Origin of the sequence: Natrinema salifodinae, assembly GCF_900110455.1 — an archaeon.
Taxonomy (GTDB): domain Archaea; phylum Halobacteriota; class Halobacteria; order Halobacteriales; family Natrialbaceae; genus Natrinema; species Natrinema salifodinae.
Genome location: NZ_FOIS01000003.1, coordinates 615,344 through 633,354, shown reverse-complemented (window position 1 = coordinate 633,354; position 18,011 = coordinate 615,344). Strand labels below are relative to the sequence as shown.

Annotated in this window: 18 protein-coding genes and 1 tRNA gene; 12 read left to right on the top strand and 7 right to left on the bottom strand. The window is 65.2% G+C overall.

Annotated features, from left to right (window positions below; all coding sequences use genetic code 11):
* Positions 1 to 69 precede the first annotated feature (69 nt).
* The gene (locus BMY29_RS13085; protein WP_049991400.1) at positions 70 to 501 is read left to right on the top strand and encodes a hypothetical protein; all 432 of its coding nucleotides are present in this window, start codon (positions 70 to 72) and stop codon (positions 499 to 501) included.
* A 74-nt stretch (positions 502 to 575) separates the two neighbouring features.
* On the opposite strand, the gene BMY29_RS13080 is transcribed toward BMY29_RS13085, so the two are convergent.
* Together BMY29_RS13080 and BMY29_RS13075 are read right to left on the bottom strand one after the other, a co-directional pair.
* Positions 576 to 1,496 carry a TIGR03571 family LLM class oxidoreductase gene (locus tag BMY29_RS13080; RefSeq protein ID WP_049991401.1) on the bottom strand — a complete coding sequence of 307 codons (921 nt, stop codon included), beginning with the start codon at positions 1,494 to 1,496 and terminating at the stop codon, positions 576 to 578.
* A 272-nt stretch (positions 1,497 to 1,768) separates the two neighbouring features.
* Positions 1,769 to 3,742: an aconitate hydratase gene (locus BMY29_RS13075; RefSeq protein ID WP_049991402.1), complete on the bottom strand. Its 1,974-nt coding sequence runs from the start codon at positions 3,740 to 3,742 to the stop codon at positions 1,769 to 1,771.
* A 261-nt stretch (positions 3,743 to 4,003) separates the two neighbouring features.
* On the opposite strand from BMY29_RS13075, the gene BMY29_RS13070 reads away from it, so the two are divergent.
* From BMY29_RS13070 to BMY29_RS13030, 9 genes are all read left to right on the top strand, one after another.
* On the top strand, positions 4,004 to 4,486 hold the full coding sequence (locus BMY29_RS13070; protein WP_049991403.1) for a deoxyuridine 5'-triphosphate nucleotidohydrolase: 483 nt from the start codon (positions 4,004 to 4,006) through the stop codon (positions 4,484 to 4,486).
* A 93-nt stretch (positions 4,487 to 4,579) separates the two neighbouring features.
* Entirely contained in the window at positions 4,580 to 5,134 is a 555-nt protein-coding gene (locus BMY29_RS13065; RefSeq protein ID WP_049991404.1) for a hypothetical protein, read from the top strand.
* A 100-nt stretch (positions 5,135 to 5,234) separates the two neighbouring features.
* The gene (locus BMY29_RS13060) at positions 5,235 to 5,699 is read left to right on the top strand and encodes a hypothetical protein (protein ID WP_049991405.1); all 465 of its coding nucleotides are present in this window, start codon (positions 5,235 to 5,237) and stop codon (positions 5,697 to 5,699) included.
* An 83-nt stretch (positions 5,700 to 5,782) separates the two neighbouring features.
* Positions 5,783 to 6,217 carry a hypothetical protein gene (locus tag BMY29_RS13055; protein WP_074854755.1) on the top strand — a complete coding sequence of 145 codons (435 nt, stop codon included), beginning with the start codon at positions 5,783 to 5,785 and terminating at the stop codon, positions 6,215 to 6,217.
* Positions 6,218 to 6,365: 148 nt separating this feature from the next.
* Positions 6,366 to 7,265, top strand: a complete 900-nt coding sequence (gnd, locus tag BMY29_RS13050) for a phosphogluconate dehydrogenase (NAD(+)-dependent, decarboxylating) (RefSeq protein ID WP_049991407.1) — start codon at positions 6,366 to 6,368, stop codon at positions 7,263 to 7,265.
* Positions 7,266 to 7,434: 169 nt separating this feature from the next.
* Positions 7,435 to 7,743 carry a HalOD1 output domain-containing protein gene (locus BMY29_RS13045; RefSeq protein ID WP_074854752.1) on the top strand — a complete coding sequence of 103 codons (309 nt, stop codon included), beginning with the start codon at positions 7,435 to 7,437 and terminating at the stop codon, positions 7,741 to 7,743.
* Between the two features lie 118 nt (positions 7,744 to 7,861).
* Positions 7,862 to 7,934: transfer RNA gene (locus BMY29_RS13040), tRNA-Arg, on the top strand.
* Between the two features lie 683 nt (positions 7,935 to 8,617).
* Positions 8,618 to 9,844: an orc1/cdc6 family replication initiation protein gene (locus tag BMY29_RS13035; protein WP_049991408.1), complete on the top strand. Its 1,227-nt coding sequence runs from the start codon at positions 8,618 to 8,620 to the stop codon at positions 9,842 to 9,844.
* Positions 9,845 to 10,171: 327 nt separating this feature from the next.
* Positions 10,172 to 11,623 carry an HNH endonuclease gene (locus BMY29_RS13030; RefSeq protein ID WP_049991409.1) on the top strand — a complete coding sequence of 484 codons (1,452 nt, stop codon included), beginning with the start codon at positions 10,172 to 10,174 and terminating at the stop codon, positions 11,621 to 11,623.
* Positions 11,624 to 11,733: 110 nt separating this feature from the next.
* Here the strand turns inward: BMY29_RS13030 and BMY29_RS13025 are convergent, their stop codons facing one another.
* A complete protein-coding gene (locus tag BMY29_RS13025; protein WP_049991410.1) occupies positions 11,734 to 12,177 on the bottom strand; it encodes a hypothetical protein in 444 nt (147 codons plus the stop codon).
* A gap of 277 nt (positions 12,178 to 12,454) precedes the next feature.
* Here BMY29_RS13025 and BMY29_RS13020 point away from each other — a divergent pair, with 277 nt between their 5' ends.
* Positions 12,455 to 12,694, top strand: coding sequence for a helix-turn-helix domain-containing protein (locus BMY29_RS13020; protein ID WP_241471310.1), 240 nt, complete (start codon positions 12,455 to 12,457; stop codon positions 12,692 to 12,694).
* A 386-nt stretch (positions 12,695 to 13,080) separates the two neighbouring features.
* Here the strand turns inward: BMY29_RS13020 and BMY29_RS13015 are convergent, their stop codons facing one another.
* The 3 genes from BMY29_RS13015 to BMY29_RS13005 form a co-directional block, all read right to left on the bottom strand.
* Entirely contained in the window at positions 13,081 to 14,346 is a 1,266-nt protein-coding gene (locus BMY29_RS13015; RefSeq protein ID WP_049991412.1) for a hypothetical protein, read from the bottom strand.
* Positions 14,347 to 14,455: 109 nt separating this feature from the next.
* The gene (locus BMY29_RS13010) at positions 14,456 to 15,691 is read right to left on the bottom strand and encodes an ABC transporter substrate-binding protein (protein WP_160290114.1); all 1,236 of its coding nucleotides are present in this window, start codon (positions 15,689 to 15,691) and stop codon (positions 14,456 to 14,458) included.
* Between the two features lie 112 nt (positions 15,692 to 15,803).
* Positions 15,804 to 15,998 (bottom strand): hypothetical protein, encoded by a 195-nt coding sequence (locus tag BMY29_RS13005; protein WP_049991414.1) that lies wholly within the window; start codon positions 15,996 to 15,998, stop codon positions 15,804 to 15,806.
* Between the two features lie 109 nt (positions 15,999 to 16,107).
* Here BMY29_RS13005 and BMY29_RS13000 point away from each other — a divergent pair, with 109 nt between their 5' ends.
* Complete coding sequence (locus BMY29_RS13000; RefSeq protein ID WP_049991415.1) at positions 16,108 to 16,494, top strand: DCC1-like thiol-disulfide oxidoreductase family protein; 387 nt, start codon at positions 16,108 to 16,110, stop codon at positions 16,492 to 16,494.
* Positions 16,495 to 16,519: 25 nt separating this feature from the next.
* On the opposite strand, the gene BMY29_RS12995 is transcribed toward BMY29_RS13000, so the two are convergent.
* Positions 16,520 to 17,980: a lipase maturation factor family protein gene (locus tag BMY29_RS12995; protein ID WP_049991416.1), complete on the bottom strand. Its 1,461-nt coding sequence runs from the start codon at positions 17,978 to 17,980 to the stop codon at positions 16,520 to 16,522.
* Positions 17,981 to 18,011 lie beyond the last annotated feature (31 nt).

Below are 18,011 nucleotides of genomic sequence, written 5' to 3'. Positions count from 1 at the left end.
CGCGGGACGCGCCCCGATCCGGCAGACTCAACGCGTACGGTTTTCTTCGGTGTCAGCATTGTGGCGTGCGTGACTGATTCCGACTCGAACGCCGGTCCCGAGGCGGACGACGACGATCTCTCGTTGAGCGACGCCGAACGAACGGCGCTTCACGAACTCCAGTTGAGTATCGAGCACGTCCACCGGGCCTACGGCACCTTGCTCGAGTTCCATCACGAACTCGGCCACGCGATGGATCGGATGAGCGACGCCGAGGAGCGGCTTCGCGAGGCCGGCCACGAAGACTGGGCGGACGAACTCCGAGACGATCACCTGCCGTCGGGCGCGATCAGCGACCAGTGGACGTTCGAACTCGTCGAGGAGTTCTCGAACGAGTTCCTCGAAGAGGTCGACGCCTTCGATGAAACCGTCAGAGACGAACTCGCGGACGGCATCGACCACGTCACCGAACGCCGGCAGAAGCGACAGTTACGCGAGCGCGCGAGAGACGGCGAAGACTGAGTCCTCGACGCGAACTGGGCTCCGAGACAGGTACGGAGACGAGTCCGGATCGAACCCGACGGCGTGCTCCCGTCTCAGATCGCGTCGATGACCTCGTCCGCGAACGTCGACAGCGCCTGCTCGGAGTTTTCGTTTTCGACCCCGACGATCACGTGATCGACGCCCAACTGCTCGAGCTCCGCGAAGTAGTCGCGGAACCACTCGACGCCGGCGCGATACCCCAGGTGGAGCTGGTCGGGCTCCGCCGCCGGATCGTCGGCCAGTTCGACGCGGACCGCCATCGCGAACGGCTTCTCGCCCGCGTCGTCGCGCCAGGCGTCGACGTAATCCTCGAGGGTCCGTTCGGGGAGATGGTAGAACAGCCAGCCGTCGCCGTGCTCGGCGATCCACTCGCGGGACTGGCGCGCGTTCCCGGTCGGGAGGAGCGGAATCGTCTCGGCGGTCGGCTTCGGCACGACGTCGAGTTGCCCCTGGAGGGAGCCCCACTGCCCCTCGAGTTCGGGGAACTCCTCGCGCCAGACCGTTCGGAGGGCGGCGACGTGCTCGCGGAACAGTGCGCCGCGCTCGTCGCGGTCGACGCCGAAGGCGGGGTACTCGGGGTCGCGGTCGCCGGAGGCGACGCCGAGGACGAGTCTGCCGCCCGAGAGGCGGTCGACGGTCGCGGCGGCCGTCGCGACGTGCAGCGGGTGGCGCAGCGTGAGGACGATACTCGACGTCCCGAGTGCGATGTCGTCGGTGTGGGCCGCGACGTGGGAGAGCCACGGGAAGGTATCGAACGTCTGGCCGGCGTCGCCGAACTTCGGCCAGTAGGTCGGCACGTCGCGGGCCCAGAGCCCGTCGAAACCGACGGCTTCGGCGTGGGCCGCGAGGTGGAGCTCCGCCTCGATCGAGGGCCGCGAGCGGTTCGCGCCCGTCAGCGGGAATCCGGCGCCGAACGTCAGCCCGTCCGCGTCGAACAGTCGTCGATAACCGGCGTTCTCGTATCCGTCTGGCATGCCTGATCGTCCGTGCTATCGGCCGCTGACCAATGACGGTGACGCTGTGCGGAGTCGGCTGCCGGTAGTCGCCGTCGCTCTCGGTTTCGATTCGTCAGCTTGTCACGCTCGGGCCGGACCGCGGGCGCGCCAGGCGCGGCGACGCGCGGCGGGTAACACGCGACACGCGAGACGCGACGCTGACGGGCGAGACGCTGACAGGCGACGGACGGCCGAAAAAAGTCGAAATTCGGATGTGGACGCAGCCGAATGCCGAGTAGCTGATCAGGCGATCAGTCGTCGGCGGGCGCCCCGGCGCCGCTCTCTTCGGCCTGCTCCTTCGTCCAGGAGAGCTTGCCGCCGGCCGCGAGGATGGCGCGCTCGCGCTCGGAGGCGTCGAGCGTGGCCGTGTACTCGTCCTCGCCGTTGACGCGGACGGTGAACTCTTCCTGGCCGGCAGTGACGGCGTCGTAGACGTCGTCGACGATTTCGACTTCGTCGCCCTGCTCGATGTTCTCGTAGGTGTCCTCGTCGATCGTCAGCGGGACGATGCCGAAGTTGAAGAGGTTCGCGCGGTGGATGCGCGCGAAGCTCTGTGCGAGGACGCCCTCGATGCCGAGGTACATCGGACACATCGCGGCGTGTTCGCGCGAGGAGCCCTGGCCGTAGTTCTCGCCGGCGACGAGGAAGCCGCCGTCGGCCTCGAGCGCGCGCTCGGCGAAGGTGTCGTCGACGCGGCTGAGGGTGAACTCGGAGAGCTTCTCGATGTTCGACCGGTACATCAGGATGTCCTGGGTCGCAGGGATGATGTGGTCGGTCGTGATGTTGTCCTCCATCTTCAGGAGGGCCTCACCCGCGATGTCGGAGCCGAGCTGGTCCTTCAGCGGAACGTCGCCGATGTTGGGGCCCTTGACGAGTTCGTCGTCGACGGCCTCGTCGGGCGTGATGAGGTCCGTCTTCGAACCGGTATACTCGTCGGGGAGTTCGATACCGGGGGCCTCGAGGTCGCCGAGCTCGTCGGCGAGGTCCCGCGGATCGACGATCTCGCCGGCGATCGCCGCGGCGGCGGCGACTTCCGGCGAGCAGAGGAAGACGTTGTCGTCCTCGATACCCGAGCGGCCCTCGAAGTTGCGGTTGAACGTACGCAGCGAGACCGAGTCGGAGGCGGGGACGTGGCCGATGCCGATACAGGCACCGCAGGTCGCCTCGGAGAAGTTGACGCCGGCGGCCATCATCTCAGCGACCCAGCCCTGACGGGCGAGCATCTCGGAGGCCTGCTTGGAACCGGGTGCGACGATCATGTCCGTCTTCCGGTCGACTTCGCGCCCTTCGAGCATCTTCGCGGCCGGGAGGATGTCCTCGTAGCCGCCGTTGGTACAGGATCCGACGATGACCTGATCGACGTCCTGGCCCTCGACCTCGCGGACGGGGACGACGTTGTCGGGCATCGACGGCTGGGCGATCAGCGGTTCGAGGTCCGAGAGGTCGACGACGATCTCGTCGTCGTACTCGGCGTCCTCGTCGGGCTGGAGCTCGACGTACTCGTCGCCGCGACCGACGCGCTCGAGGTAGTCTTCGGTCTGCTCGTCGGTCGGGAAGATCGACGAGGTCGCACCGAGCTCAGTCCCCATGTTGGTGATGGTCATCCGCTCGGGTGCGGTCAGCGTCTCGACGCCAGGCCCCGTGTACTCGAGGATCTTGCCGACGCCGCCCTTGACGGAGAGGCGACGGAGGAGCTCGAGGATGACGTCCTTGGCGGTCGCCCACTCGGGGAGTTCGCCCTCGAGGCGGACGTTGACGACTTCGGGCATCTCGATGTAGTACGGTGCGCCGCCCATGGCGACGGTGACGTCGATCCCGCCGGCGCCGATAGCGAGTTCACCGAGCCCGCCAGGCGTGGGCGTGTGGCTGTCCGATCCCAGCAGGGTCTTGCCGGGTGCCGCGAAGTTCTCGCGGTGGACGTTGTGGCAGATGCCGTTGCCGGGACGAGAGAAGTAAGCGCCGTATTTACCGGCCGCAGAACGCAGGAAACGGTGGTCGTCGGTGTTCTTAAAGTCGAACTGGTAGGTCTGGTGGTCGCAGTACTGAGCTGCGATCTCGGTCTGGACTTCGTCCAGCCCCATCGCTTCGAACTGGAGCCAGACCATCGTCCCAGTCGTGTCCTGAGTAAGTACCTGATCGATCTCGATCCCGATTTCCTCGCCGGTCTCGAGTTCGCCCTCGACGAGGTGATCGCCGAGAATCTTCTCGGTGAGAGTCTGTCCCATAGCATGCGGAAGTCGGCTTTCCGTCCTGATAAATCCCGCTGTTTCTATTGCGGATGCGCGTTACGAATGCGTTCGCAATCGGTATTGTTCGCGTAAGTATTGCCAGCCAAGTGGACGTTCGTGAGTCGATACGCGATTCCCCCTCAGATCAGATCGCTCGCGAGCGGAGCGAACGGCGGTCCCGTGTTCGGTGATACCGAACGGTCGGGTCGCTACGAACGGACACGCTTTTCTCGCCGCCGGGGCGTTTCGACAACAAGGATGTTCCGTTCCGGTGCCTTCGTCGCCGACCACGTCTCGCCGACGACCGACGCGCAGATTCAGCCGAACGGCGTGGATCTCACCGCCGACGTCGTCTTCGAGCAACTGGAGCCTGGTCGCATCGGCCGGGACGGCAAACAGATCGGGGACCGCGTCGCCCGGCCGCTCGAGGAACTCGAACAGAAGACCCCCGACACCTACTACCTGCCCGAGGGGGCCTACATCGTCCGCTACGGCGAGCGCATCGAGATTCCCGAGGGCCACATCGGCTTCGTCTACCCCCGGTCGTCGCTCATGCGCAACTCTTGTATGCTCAACACCGCCGTCTGGGACGCGGGCTACGAGGGTCGCGGCGAGGGGCTGTTGCAGGTCCACCACGACGTCGAGATCGAGCGCGGCGCCCGAATCGCGCAGTTGGTCTTCGCCGAAGCCGATCACGACGACGTCTACGACGGCAGCTACCAGAACGAGAACCTCGACTGAGACGTCGGGACCGGACCCGGTAGGTACCGAGCCTCGACTGCCGATTCGCGTACCGTTTTGCCGCTCCTCTGCGTAGTCTCGTCCGACTCCGGCATGATGGCGACCACCCACGTGTTCACCGGGCTCGCGGTCGTCGCGCCGATCGCGTACGTCCTCCCCGAGTTCGCGGTCGCGCTCGCGGTCGGCGCGATCCTCGGCGGGCTCGTCCCCGATTTCGATCTCGTCTTCGCCCACCGGCGGACGCTGCACTTTCCCGTCGCCGGGCTCGCGGTCGCCGTCCCCGCGGTCACCGTCGCCGCCGTTTTCCCTTCAGCAATCACCCTCTTCCTGGCCGCCTTCGCCGGCACCGCCTGGCTGCACGCCGCGAGCGATTCGATCGGCGGCGGCCCCGAGATGGACCCGTGGAACCACCGGTCCGACCGCGCGGTCTACGATCACGTCCGCGGGCGATGGCTCCGCCCGCGGCACTGGATTCGCTACGACGGCGCGCCCGAAGACGCCGCCCTCGCGGTCGCACTCGCAACGCCGGCGCTGTTCGTCTTCGACGGCTGGCTCGCCGCCGTCGTCGTCGTGGGCGTCGCGGTCTCCCTGGGCTACGCGCTCCTCCGGCGTCGCCTGGTGGCGTGGACGCCCGACTGGCTCGAGTGACTCGAACGGAGATATCGCCCGTCGAGACGGTCAGCCGACGGCGACCGTCCCGCAGTCTGAAGTCGGAACGCTGATACGCCCGCTCGCCGACCGATCCCGTATGATCGACGTTCTCGCCGCCAGGACGACGCACCTGGTTTTCGCCGCTCTCTGGGCCGGCAGCGTCTGTTTCGTCGCCGCCGTCGTTCTCCCGCTGGCACGCGACGGCGCGTTCAACACGACCCATCCGCTCGAGGTCATCTCCGGAAAGCTCACGACGGTCTCGCGGGTGAGCTCGCTCGTCCTCCTGCTCTCGGGCGGTCACCTGGCGGGGTCGCTCTACACGACCGAGACCCTGTTCGGGACGACGAACGGGCACCTGGTGCTCTCGATGGTCGCGCTCTGGCTCGCGCTGACCGCGCTCGTCGAGATCGGTGCGAAGCGCTTCGAGGCGGGACTCACCGGGAAGAAGATCCGCGAACCGGCCCGTGACGCGCTCCCGGTGTTTCGGGCGGCAGCCGTCGCGGCCATCGGCCTGCTAGTGGTTGCAGGGCTGCTCTCGACCAATGTCAGTACCTTCTTCTAGCGCACCTGCCTTTCAACCTGAAAGTCTTGGTAATGAACATTCTTGCGAAAGATACTTAGTCAGTTACTGTAAGGTACTCGATAATGATCAGGGGTAAAGACATGGCCCTCTCGCTGGTCGCGGTGGGGACGGCCGCTGTGGCCGGCTACGTCTTGCGGTCGGAACGGTCGGACGTCGGTGCATCGCGTTCGAAGGCCGACCTCGGCGCACGTATCATCGATCCCGACGAGATACCGCCCGACGCGACGGTCGTCGACGCGTCCGCGAACCGACTCGGCGAGATTCCCGGGGCGCGGCGCGCGCTCGATCGGGCCGTCCGCAACGGCGCACGCGAGGAGTGGGAACACGTCACAATCGACCGCGACGGAGCCTGGTCCGTCGTCGACCGAATCCGGGAGTCGCTGCCCTATTACGACGCCGACGGGCGCGCGTACAACGGCGTTTACGTCCGGTACAACGACCAGGTCGTCGTGCTCGACGCGATCGGCTGGGCGCGTCTCGAGGATCCGATCCAGTAGCTGATTCTCCGTCTCTCGTTTTCCACTCGTTTCGGCGTTCACGACGGCCGTAGCCGGTAGTCGAAGCGACTCGGTCGGGCCGACACCGATTCCCGGGCCGAGAGTCGGAACCGCAATCACTACCATACCGGCCGGCCGACCCCTACCCATGCAACTGGGCCTGATCGGACTCGGGCGTATGGGACAGATCGTCGTCGAGCGCACGCTCGCGGCGGGCCACGACGTCGTCGCCTTCGACTTGGACGAGGCGGCCGTCGCGACGGCCGCCGAAGCCGGCGCCGACCCCGCCGACTCGATCGACGACCTGACCAACCAGCTGGGCGCGGACAAGCGCATCTGGCTGATGGTCCCCGCCGGCGAGGCGGTCGACGTCACCCTCGAGGAACTCGAGTCGCACCTGGACGGCGACGACGTCGTCGTCGACGGCGGCAACTCCTACTTCGAGGACTCCGTCCGGCGCGCCGAGTCCTGTCCCGCGGCGTACCTCGACTGCGGGACCTCCGGCGGCCCCGCCGGCGCGGAACTCGGCTTCTCCCTGATGGTGGGCGGCCCCGAGTGGGCCTACGAGGAACTCGAACCGGTCTTCGACGCCGTCGCGACCGGGCCGGACGGCCACGAGCGGATGGGTCCCGCTGGCTCGGGCCACTACGTCAAGATGATCCACAACGGCGTCGAGTACGCCCTGATGCAGGCCTACGGCGAGGGGTTCGAACTGCTCCACGAGGGCCGGTACGACCTCGACCTCGAGTCGGTGGCGTCGGTCTGGAACAACGGCGCGGTCATCCGCTCGTGGCTGCTCGAACTCTGCGAGGAGGCCTTCCGCGAGGAAGGCTCCGATCTGGGGACCGTAGCCGACCGCGTCGAAGGCGGCTCGACCGGCACCTGGACCGTCCAGGAGGGGCTCGAACAGGAAGTTCCCCTGCCGCTGATCTACACCGCCCTGGCCGAACGGTTCGGCTCGCGGGCCGACGACGGCCGGTTCTCGCGCCGGCTCGCGAACCGCCTCCGGTACGGCTTCGGCCGCCACGCGGTCCCGCGTCGAGAGTAGCCCGGCGCACCGTCTCGAGGGATCGTAACACGTATATCTCACTTCGGAATACTCGGTTGCAGTCGCTTTTCACCCCGATAGTGGGGCCTACTGAACCGTTCTTTTCTCCGACTGTGTCGGGATGAAATATTGGAACATATTCTTTACTCCCGGTCCCGCACCACTGGTTATGAATTCGTTCGAGTCCACATCCGTCCCCACCGAGACGTCGCTCAGCATGACCGTCATCAACCTCGTCGCCGACGCTGACGACACCGATCCGGTCGAACTCGCCCCGCTGTACGACACGATCGATCCCGACCTCCTCGACTCGCTCGTCGACTCGCCTGGCTTCTCCAGCCTCGAATTCACCTATCACGGCTACACCGTCGCCGTCGGCGAAGTAAACGGCGAGATCGAAGTCGAAATCGCGGACGCGAACGCTCCGATCGACGACGCCGCCGAGCCCGACCTCGTCGACACCGAATCCTCGACGTAAGCCCGAAATCCTTCGTCCTCCTGATCTCGACGGCCGCTCGAAGTCCGCGCCGAAGCTCGCCGGCCTGGCGAGACAAAAAGGGAACCGTTATGTCTTCGTTCCCGCTAGCCGTTCGTGAGGGCGCGTAGCTCAGTGGACAGAGTTCTTGGTTCCGGACCAAGATGTCGGGGGTTCAAATCCCTCCGCGCCCGTACAGCGGGAAACGGAGCGACGAGCGAACCGGCAATAGGTTAGAAAGAGACCGGCGAGGATCGAGCTGTTCGCAGGGTTCGAATCCCACCGCCTGTTGCACTCTCAGTTTCTGCCGACTCCGATCCAGTAGCTTGCGGTGATCGTTTTACGAAGCAGCGGTGAGAAACGCCGAATCCTGCGTTCTCGGACGGTCTGAGAACTGCCGGAAGACACGTTCACCCCTGACTGCTGCAAAGAGTATTACCCCGGATTTTCGATCCACTTGCGTTCCACGAGTCGACGTTAAAGAACCGGTCGATTGGACGGGGACTAGGATCGTGGTCGGAGCGACTAGCCGGGCGAGTCCCGTCGTGGATCGCGGTTCGGTGCTCCGGTTCGGGCGGATCGCGTCCCGCGGACAGAGACCCACCACGTTTGCAAGTGAAGCCGGAGCGAAGGGTGGGGGAGGGGGGTCGATCGATGGAGACCGGTGGGGGAGAATTAGCGTCGCCTCGCGACGGGCTCTACCCAGGAAACGGGGTCCGTCTCAGCCGGTGACATGTAACCGCTTTAGATGAAATCGTGGACTGTTCCAGTTCGTAGTTCCATCGAACATGGATTCACGTGAAACGGTGGTGTGTCTGAGTTCACTTGCATCAGATGAAAAAGTGGTTTTAAATACCGCTTCTCGCTTGGTAGGGACATGCCTCGGTTCGAGCGGAAGCAGAACATCTTCCGGAACAAGGACGCACTGGGGGAGTCGTACCAACCCGAACGGATCGAAGAACGGGACGAAGAGATCGAGGCCTACATGGACGCGCTCCAGCCCATCATCGATGGCTGGGAGCCAAACAACGTCTTCCTCTACGGGAACACGGGCGTCGGGAAGACCGCAGTCACCGAGTACCTCCTCGACGTGCTCCAGGAGGACGTCACTGAGTACGACGACGTCGACCTCTCGGTACTGAGCGTCAACTGCAAGACGCTCAACTCGTCGTACCAGGTCGCGATCGAACTGGTCAACACGCTCCGCCCCGACGGGGCTGAGATCAGCACGACCGGCTACCCCCAACAGACCGTCTTCAAGAAGCTCTACAGCGAACTCGAGGCGCTGGGCGGGACGGTCGTTATCGTCCTCGACGAGATCGATTCGATCGGCGACCGCGACGAGTTGCTGTACGAACTGCCACGGGCTCGATCGAACGGCTATCTGGAGTCGACGAAGGTCGGCCTCATCGGGATCAGCAACGACTTCAAGTTCCGCGAACAGCTCGATCCGCGCGTCCAGGACACGCTCTGCGAACGCGAACTGCAGTTTCCGCCGTACGAGGCGTCCGAACTCACCAACATCCTCGAGTCTCGAGCCGAGGTCGCGATCGCGGACGGCAGCTACGAGACCGGCGTCCTGAACCTCTGTGCCGCGCTCGCCGCTCGCGACAGCGGGAGCGCCCGCCAGGCGCTGGACTTGCTCCGACTCGCCGGCGAAGTAGCGGAGAACAACGACGACGACGTCATCCAGGAGGACCACGTCGATCGGGCGCGGTCGAAACTCGAACAGGAGCGGGTCGAGGAAGGGATGCGAGAACTAACGACCCACGGCCGGCTCGCCCTGCTGGCGGTCGTCTCGAAGGCGGCCAAGGAGTCGACGCCCTGCCGGACGCGGGAGCTCTATCAGGAGTACCAGGCGCTCTGTGAGTCGTCGGGGACTGACTCGCTCGCCCAGCGGTCGGTGCACAACCACCTCTCGGATCTCCGGATGCTGGGGATCCTCTCGGCGAAGGAAAACCGCAGCGGTTCCCGGGGCAACTACTACAGTTACGAACTGGACGTTCCCTTCACGAGCGCCGTGGACGCGATGTCGGACGTGCTCTACCTCGACGAGGAGATCGAGACGATCCGCGACATCGCTCGGATGAACGGTGTCGTTTGAGTCTCCGCTCGGCCCGCTCCACCCCCACACCACCTTTGCGAGTGAACACCGTGGGTATCGACGCCACTCGCCCGTTCACTTGCAACAGTGGTGTCTCACCGCATCGTTCGGTTCCTTCCGATGGACGAGTCCGCTCGCCGAACCACCGGCGGAGCCCGAACGGCGCGACGATAGCCGGCGTTCACGTGAAACCGTGGTGTGTCTCTGTGACACTTCACTTGCAACGGTGGTGTGTCCCCGGTCAGGGTAACTACGAACGATCGGCCGGAACGTGCCACGTGTTTTATATCACCGTCCGCACAACGCCAGGAGTGTTGTACATCAGCGATGGGAGGGGAGAAACTCAATATCGCAGTTCGGTTCTTCGGGGGCGCAGGGAATTACACGAGCGTTCTCGAGCGGTTGTGCAAATACATCCTCGCTGAAAACCCGTCCGAAACGGCGGTCATCGACTGGATTAAATCGAATACTCGCGCGACGAGCGACGACGGGATTCGGCGTCGGCTGACCTTCCTCGAGCGGATCGAACTCCTCGCGTTCGAACCGGATCGCGTTCGGCTCACCCGATCGGGGATGGCGTGGCTGTCGGAGACGGATTCGGCGGTGCTCTACGAACTGCTCTCGACTACTGTTCGCGGGTTCGATACGATGCTCGAAGCGCTCCTCGACGGGCCGAAAACGGACGCCGAGTTAGGCGACGTTATCGAATCCGAACACTCCGAGTTCGGCTGGAACGACGCCTCGGGTCCCGCACAACACCGCGGGTGGTTACAGAGCCTCGGATACGTTACGCGATCCGACGGCGTGAACTCGCTCACTGATCGCGGACGGGAACTGGCTCGACGCCGGACGTCGGGGTATCCGGCTCTCGAACGCGGCGAGCGCTATACGCAGACCGAACTCGAGACGGAACTCGACACTAACTTCGGCGCGTATATCAAGGGCATCAATCCTCGCACGGACGAAGACGGGGACCTCGAGTTCGTCGTCGTCAAAGCTCACGAAGACGGCCCGTACGCCGACGAACTCGACGCGGAGCGGTTCACCTATATCGGCGAGGGTCTTCCCGAAAAGGGAGATCAGCGACGAACGGCCGCGAACAACGCCCTCGTCAAACAGGCCGATCGCTCGACCGTCCCGGTGTACTTCTTCTATCAGCCGGCGGATAGCGACGAACTCCGATACGAGGGCCTGGTCGACGTCGTCGACTCGGAGTACGTCTCGCGGGGCGGCCGAATGGTCTATCAATTCACGTTGGAACGGCTCGAACTCGCCCGTCCGGCGGAGTTCGAGACGCTCACGGAGTCGGTCACCCAGAGCGCAGACGGCGGTGACCCCGGTGACGACGAACCGCCCCTGACCGACGATACGGAGGAGTTCACGCCGGTCCAGCGACGAGTCCGTTCGAGCGCGTTCCGAACGGCGGTTACGTCTGCTTACGAATATCGATGTGCCATCTGCGGTAAATCACGCGAGTCGCCGAACGGGACGCTCGATATCGAGGCCGCCCACATCTATCCGAAACGCGAGAACGGGCGCGATGACGTCCGGAACGGGCTCGCTCTCTGTCGGCTCCACCACTGGGCGTTCGATACCGGCTGGCTGGCGGTTTCAGACGACTATCGGATTCTGGTCGCCGACCAGCCCGACCTCGACGGCTACGAGGAATTCGAGCCCCTCGAGAACGAACGGCTCACGCTGCCCGACGACGAGGAACGGCGTCCACACGCGACGTTTCTCGCCGCGCATCGAGAGCGACACGGATTCGAATCGCCGTAACGGGTCGGATTACCACGGACGCGGTCTCGCTTTCGAATTACCGGATTCCCATCGTCCCCTACTCGTACGTGTGCGATCGCCGCGATGCACGGCGGGGCCGTCTCGTTCGGTCAGGGCTCATCGGCGTCTTCGCGTCGGCGCTCGCGGTCGCGCTCGAACGCCCCCGGATCCGGTCCGAGATAGGTCGTCGCGAGCGATCCGTCGCGGGCGAGTATCGTCGCCTCCGACTCGGCACCGTCGGCGGGGCGGTACGGCATCGTCGCCTCCGGACCGATCAACACGAGTCCGACGCGGCTGGCCTCCGCCCTGATCTCCCGAAGGCGGCGCCTGGCCTCGCGGCGCGCGTCCGGATCCAGCGGACCGACCTCGTCGCGACTTTCGCCGGGCCGGACGTCCGCGAGCAGCGTGCGCGTGACTCGATCGATCCGCGCCAGGCGCTCGCGGACGGTGCCGTGGATCGGACGAGAGTCGCCGTCCGGGTAGTCTCGAGCAGTCGAACTCGATTCGTCGAATCGGTCGGAACCGTCACGGCTCCGAAAGTCATCGTCTGACATGGGTTTCGGCTCACGGATACGGGAGCGTCTGCGCCTCAGCGCCGAGACCGGCTCCGTCTGCGAGTAGATTACCTATCTCTGCAGAGCTACCGTCACTTCCGTCCACATTTCATTCCGAACCCTCTTCACTTAATAACTTTGTATATACGAATGTCCAGATACTCGTCTGCGTATATAGGGCTCTAAGAATTCGTTCTCGGATATGATTTCAGTCCCATGAGCGGGTTCTATTGCCACGTAGAACGCGGGGCCCGGTATGCGAGAACGCGCTGACTGGATGGTCCCGACTGACGATGCGATTCTGGAGTATGTGCGGGATGCCGGCGAAGTTCCGCCGGCGGTTATCGGACGGAATATTGATTCTCATCCGAATTACACCGGTCAGCGCTGTCGCGTGCTCGCCGACCAGGGACTGCTCGACCGAGAAAGCGACGGATATTATTCGCTCACCGATCTGGGGAACCGATACCTCAACGAGGATCTCGAACCGGGCGAACTGGATAGTAACTCAAAATAGCTCGTCCCCGATCAGGTTCTGCTCTCCTGTGATCGCAGTTATCGCTATCGTCCAACCGCTGTAGAGTCATTTCCGTCGTTTAGAACACGCTTTCCGTCCTCTTTTATAATATTCGGGTCTAAAAGCAGCGTATGGAACGCGGTGTTCGCCGTCGCCTCGATGCTCTTATCGCTCTCGGAGCGAGTCTGCTCGGGATCGTCCTTACGTATCTGCTTTTGAGTTCAGAGGCTGACCCTCTGTTCTTCGTTTTCTCCTTTTTTGCCGCAGTTGTGATCGGCATATCGGCGTTATGGTACGTAGAAGGGTGACTCACACCGGTCGCCTCTCCGAGATGAACCCGACGCCGTTGTCTAGTCCGTAAGTGCCCGAATCGGGCCAATTCACGTTCACACAGGTTCGCGAAGCGCCCAGACGTCCTCGGTCGGATCGAGCCGGTGCGGTTCCGTCCCGCGGTCGGTCAGAATCCCGGTGTGATACAGCATCGCCTTCAACTGGAAGACCGTCGGCGAGTGATAGACCGATCCGTCCTCGAGTTCGGACCGCCGGAGGTCGCCGTCCTCGGTCAGTACGCGGCTCCGGACCCCGTCGTCACCCCGGACGAACAGCTCGACGGTGAACGACGGGTGGAGTTCGTGCAGATACGTGACCAGGTCCACCAGCGACGGCTCGGCGATCCCGTCCGCGTACATGTGTTGGAGCTCCCGGACGAGCAACTCCGTCGCCCGGTAGTCGAAGACCACGCGCCTGGCCAACTGGCCCCATTCGGGCGCGAGGTCGACGAACCGCTTTCGCGACCGGTACCAGTTCTCGAACTCGGCGAGCGCCGCCTCCGCGGAGCCGTACCGCGATTTCGCGAACCGAACGACTTCCTCGCCGAGCGCGGTCAGCTCGACGGTCACGTCGTCCTCGATCAGCCCGAGGAACGCGGCGCCGCGCCTGGCGTCCGTGACCGCGCCGACGACCTTGTATTTGGACAGTAGGTCGGCGGTGTCGCCGTCGGCGTAGTGGGCAAGCGGATAGCCGAGGTAGTTCTTCGGGTGGTTCAGGCCGAACGACGTGTCCGCGACTCCCTGGGCGCTGGCCTGGAATCGCAGCGCCGTCGCCTCGGTGGTCGTCCGGTTGCCGACGACCCGCGGGGCCTCGAGCACCGCGACTTCCCCCGCGGAATCGACGCCGAGGACGCCGACGTTCAGCTCCGTCGCGAGCGTGCGGTCGGTCTCCGAGATCGCGTCGACGGGCGCGGCGAGGTAGGCCGCGTTCGCCTCGTTGAGCCGATCGTAAGCCTGGACGATCCCCCGCTGCGTGTCGACGCCGCCGCTCGCATACCCCTTCGCCTCGATAGCGATCAGCGGCGGCTCGTCGCCGAGGCGGTCGACGGCCAGCAGGTCGGAGTCGAGGTCGCGAACGCCGATCAGGTCGGGATAGCCGCCGCCGATTCGAACGTGGTTGAACGGCGCCAGGCGATCGCGGATCTCGGGAGCGATCGGCTGGCCGGGGAGCCACTCCGCCTGCGAGAACTGCGTGTCGGCCACCGCGTAGCCCCGCTGTGCGGGGTCGTCGCCGTCGTCCGTGCCGTCCGGAAAGAGCCGCCGCTTGGTGTGAGCCAACACCTGCGGTTCCGAGAGCGATCCGACGCCGGCCGCGCTGCTCATGCGCCCCGATTAGACGGGACTCGCAATAATGTTTCGACCGCTCGACATGGAAACGGCCGAGTCGCGAGCGCGACGTCACTCGCTCGTTCGGGTCGATCCGTCTCCGCCGTCAGATGTCCCACTCGTCGGAGTCGAAGCCGCTGAGTTCGTCCGAGAGGAACTCCTCCTGGAGCCGGTACTCCCCGTCGGGGTAGTAGTCCGGTGTGCCGGTCTCGAACCCGCTGAACACCACCCGCTTCCGGTCGAGTTCGCCCCACTCGGTGTACCGGATCGGCTCGGCGAACAGCGTGTCGAGTTCGACGGTTCCCATTGCGTCGGCGACCGCGACGGGGTCTGCCTCGCCGGCGTCTTCGATCGCCGTCGCGATCAACTGCGCCGCGACGTAGCCGAGCGAGGCGAGGACGCCGAACTCCTCGCCGGTCGATTCGTGGTACCGCTGTCCGATTTCGTCGTAGTCGTCGGTGTACGGGTACGGTTGGTGGGTTGCAAGGTAGCCGTCCGTCGCCGCCTCGCCGAGCGCGTCCCAGGCCGGTTTCGCCTCGGAGACGCCCAACGTGTATTCGGTCTCTATGTCGAGCTCCTGTTGCTGTCTGAAAATGCTGTACGCCCCGGTGGGATGGGAGGTCGCGATCAGCGCGTCGAACTCGTCGGGGAAGTCCCGGAGGTAGGCGGTGAAATCGGATTCCATGAACGGCGCCACCGCCAGCTCGAAGTCGAGGTCGTCGGGAAAGACCCGTTCCATCGCCGTCTCGAAGGCGCGACCGTACTCATAATCCGCGACGATCGCCCGGACGGTGGTCAGCTCCTGGCCGTCGATGAAGTTCGCGATCGCCTGCGCCAGCGTCGGCGCCGGGAGCAGCCCCAACCGATAGGTGTACCGTGAGTCGCGGGAGATGGCCGCGTGACTCCCCACCTGATTGAACACGACGGGCACCTCGTGTTCCTCGGCGACGTCGGCGATTCGGATGCCGACGTCGCTCGAGACCGGTCCGGTCAGCGCGACGGCGTCATCGCGCTCGATGAACTGCGTCGCGGCGGTCACCGCCTCGCTGGCGTTCATCTCCGTGTCGACCCCGTCGTGAACGAGATCGCGGTCGAGCATGCCGCCGTCGTCGTTGACCTCTTCGAGGCCGAACTCGAACCCCCGTTCGAACTCCTGTGCGACCAGGGCGAACCCGCCCGTATACGGATGGACGCCACCGATCAGCAGCTCATCGTCGTCGCCCCCGCCGCCGATCAGACACCCCGCGAGCGCGCTCGCCCCGACGCCGGCGCCGGTTAGCGAGAGAAACCGACGCCGCTGCACGCCGGAACTGTGATAATTGCTACCCTGTGGCAAAGTCATAGTTGTGTGATACTGACGACAAGAAATATAATTAACTACCATTCGCATGGGTGCGAGTGGCGACCGAAACGACGCTGGCCGACCGTGGTGGTCGCGAACGGGACGGCCCGATTCACTCCCCACCGACGGCGAACGCACCGGACTCGAGTTCGCGCACGATTCCGGCGACGTTGGCCCCCGCTCCGAGTAGGGCGAGCGCGACGCCGGCGAGCCAGTCCGCGGACCAGGCCTCGGCGACCGCGACGAGCCAGAGCGCGCCGACGAGGACGACGCCGCCGGCGACGATCAACTGGACGAACCGCTCCATAGCGCTTGCTACGTCCGCCTGGCCCAAATAGCCCGCTACTGGCCCGTCCTCGGATCGGCTTCGATCACACTGAGAACAAGCGTTTGTATCTCCGGCCCGTAAGCGAGGTATGAACGAGCCGACGCTCGTCTACGACGACGACTGCGGCTTCTGTACGTGGTGGGCCGACTTCTTCGACGAGCGGACGGACCTCCGCATCGTCGGGTTCAGCGACCTCACCGACGACCTGCGCGAGCGACTGCCTGACAACTACGAGGACTGCTCGCACCTGATGACCGACGACGGCGTCTACTCCTGTGGGGCCTCGATCGAGGAGGCGCTCGTCCGCACCGACGTCGCCGAGCCCGCGGGGGACGTCGTCGGGTTCCTCCGACAGTTCAGGGATTACGAACAGTTCCGCGAGCAGTCCTACCGCTGGGTCGCCGACAACCGCGACCGGTGGGGACAGCTTCTCTCGAAGACGCCGCCGGCGCGACAGGAGTCCGACGAGGACTGAGCCGCCGAACGGCGCTCGCCGTCGCTCACCGCAACTGGGGCTCACGAATCCGTAACTCCTCGATCGAGACCGGTCCCACGTACGTCCCGACGCGCTCGCGAGACCACCACCGGCCGGTCTCGTCGCGCTCCTCGGGCGTCGTGTACCGGTAGCGGTACCGGACCGCGCGGACGTGTGTCGGCCGCTCGCCGTCGAACGGATCATCGGCGAGCAAGGCGAGCGTATCCTCGTCGGCCTCGAGGAGCTTTCCCAGCAGCCGGAAGAACCACGGATGCCGGCGCGGCGTCGGCGACATGGCGGCGAACCAGAGCTGCCAGTCGAGTCGGAGGTGGGACGGTGCGACCTGCGGCGGTCGGCGCCCGGGATCGGTCGGCTTCCCCTCGAACCGATACGGCCGCCACTCCGTGTCCGCGGTGATCTCCTCGTCGGTCGTCCCCTCGACGACGACCTCGTAACGGTCCCGCGTCACCGAGCCGAACGCGCCGTAGGTGTTGACCAGGTGGAGCGGATCGAACGCAGTATTCATCAGCTGGGTCTCCGAGAGCATGTTCCGCGCCGGGCGGACGCTCAGGCCGACGACGAGCACGGCTACGATGACCGCCAACACCTCGAGATACAGCGGCGTCGACGCGGTCGCGGGCGCAGCGATCGGCAGCACGGCCGCGAGCGCCCCGTCGCTGAATGTCGGGATCGCCAGGACGATCGTGAGCGCGTTCAGCCAGGCGAAGTTACCCGTGAGCATGAGCCAGCCCTGGAAGCCGATCGTCGCCGCGCCGGCCAGCGCCGAGAGCGGCTGGGGCGCGAAGTAGAGGAACGGGATCAGGAGTTCGACGACGTGATTGCCGAACGTCTCGATCCGATGGAAGCGGTCCGGCAGGTGGTGGGCGTACCAGGAAAGCGGGTTCGGGATCGGCTGGGTCTCGTAGTGGTAGTCCATGCAGGTCAGGTCGCGCCAGCAGTCGTCGCCGCGGAGCTTGATCAGGCCGGCGCCGAACATGTTGCGAAAGAGCACCCACTGGAGCAACAGGAGGACGACGAACGGCGGCGCGGCCGACCCCGCGCCCAGGAAGATCGCGAGGAAGCCGGTCTCGCAGAGCATCGACTCCCAGCCGTAGCCGTAGAACGTCTGGCCCGCGTTCGCGAAGGAGAGATAGAGTACCCACAGCACCGCCCACAGGAGCATCGACGCGGGCGTTGCGTACCCCTCCGGCAGCCAGTACGGTACTGCGAGCACCACCATCGCCGACAGCGCGACGCCCGACCAGGCCGCGATCCCGATCGCGCGGTCAGTCGGAACGAGATAGAAGAGGCTCGGCCGCTCGCGAAACGAGACGCCGTCGACGTACCACTCGATGGGCAACAGGCCGTCCTCGCCCGCCAGCGGGCGGAACTGATACGCGGCGACCAGAAAGGCCAGCAGATACAGCAGCGCCAGGCCCCGCTGGAAGGCGAACCGGACGAGCCAGTACTCGTCCCCGAACCACATGTCCGACCGTGACTCCGCGGACGGCCAAAGG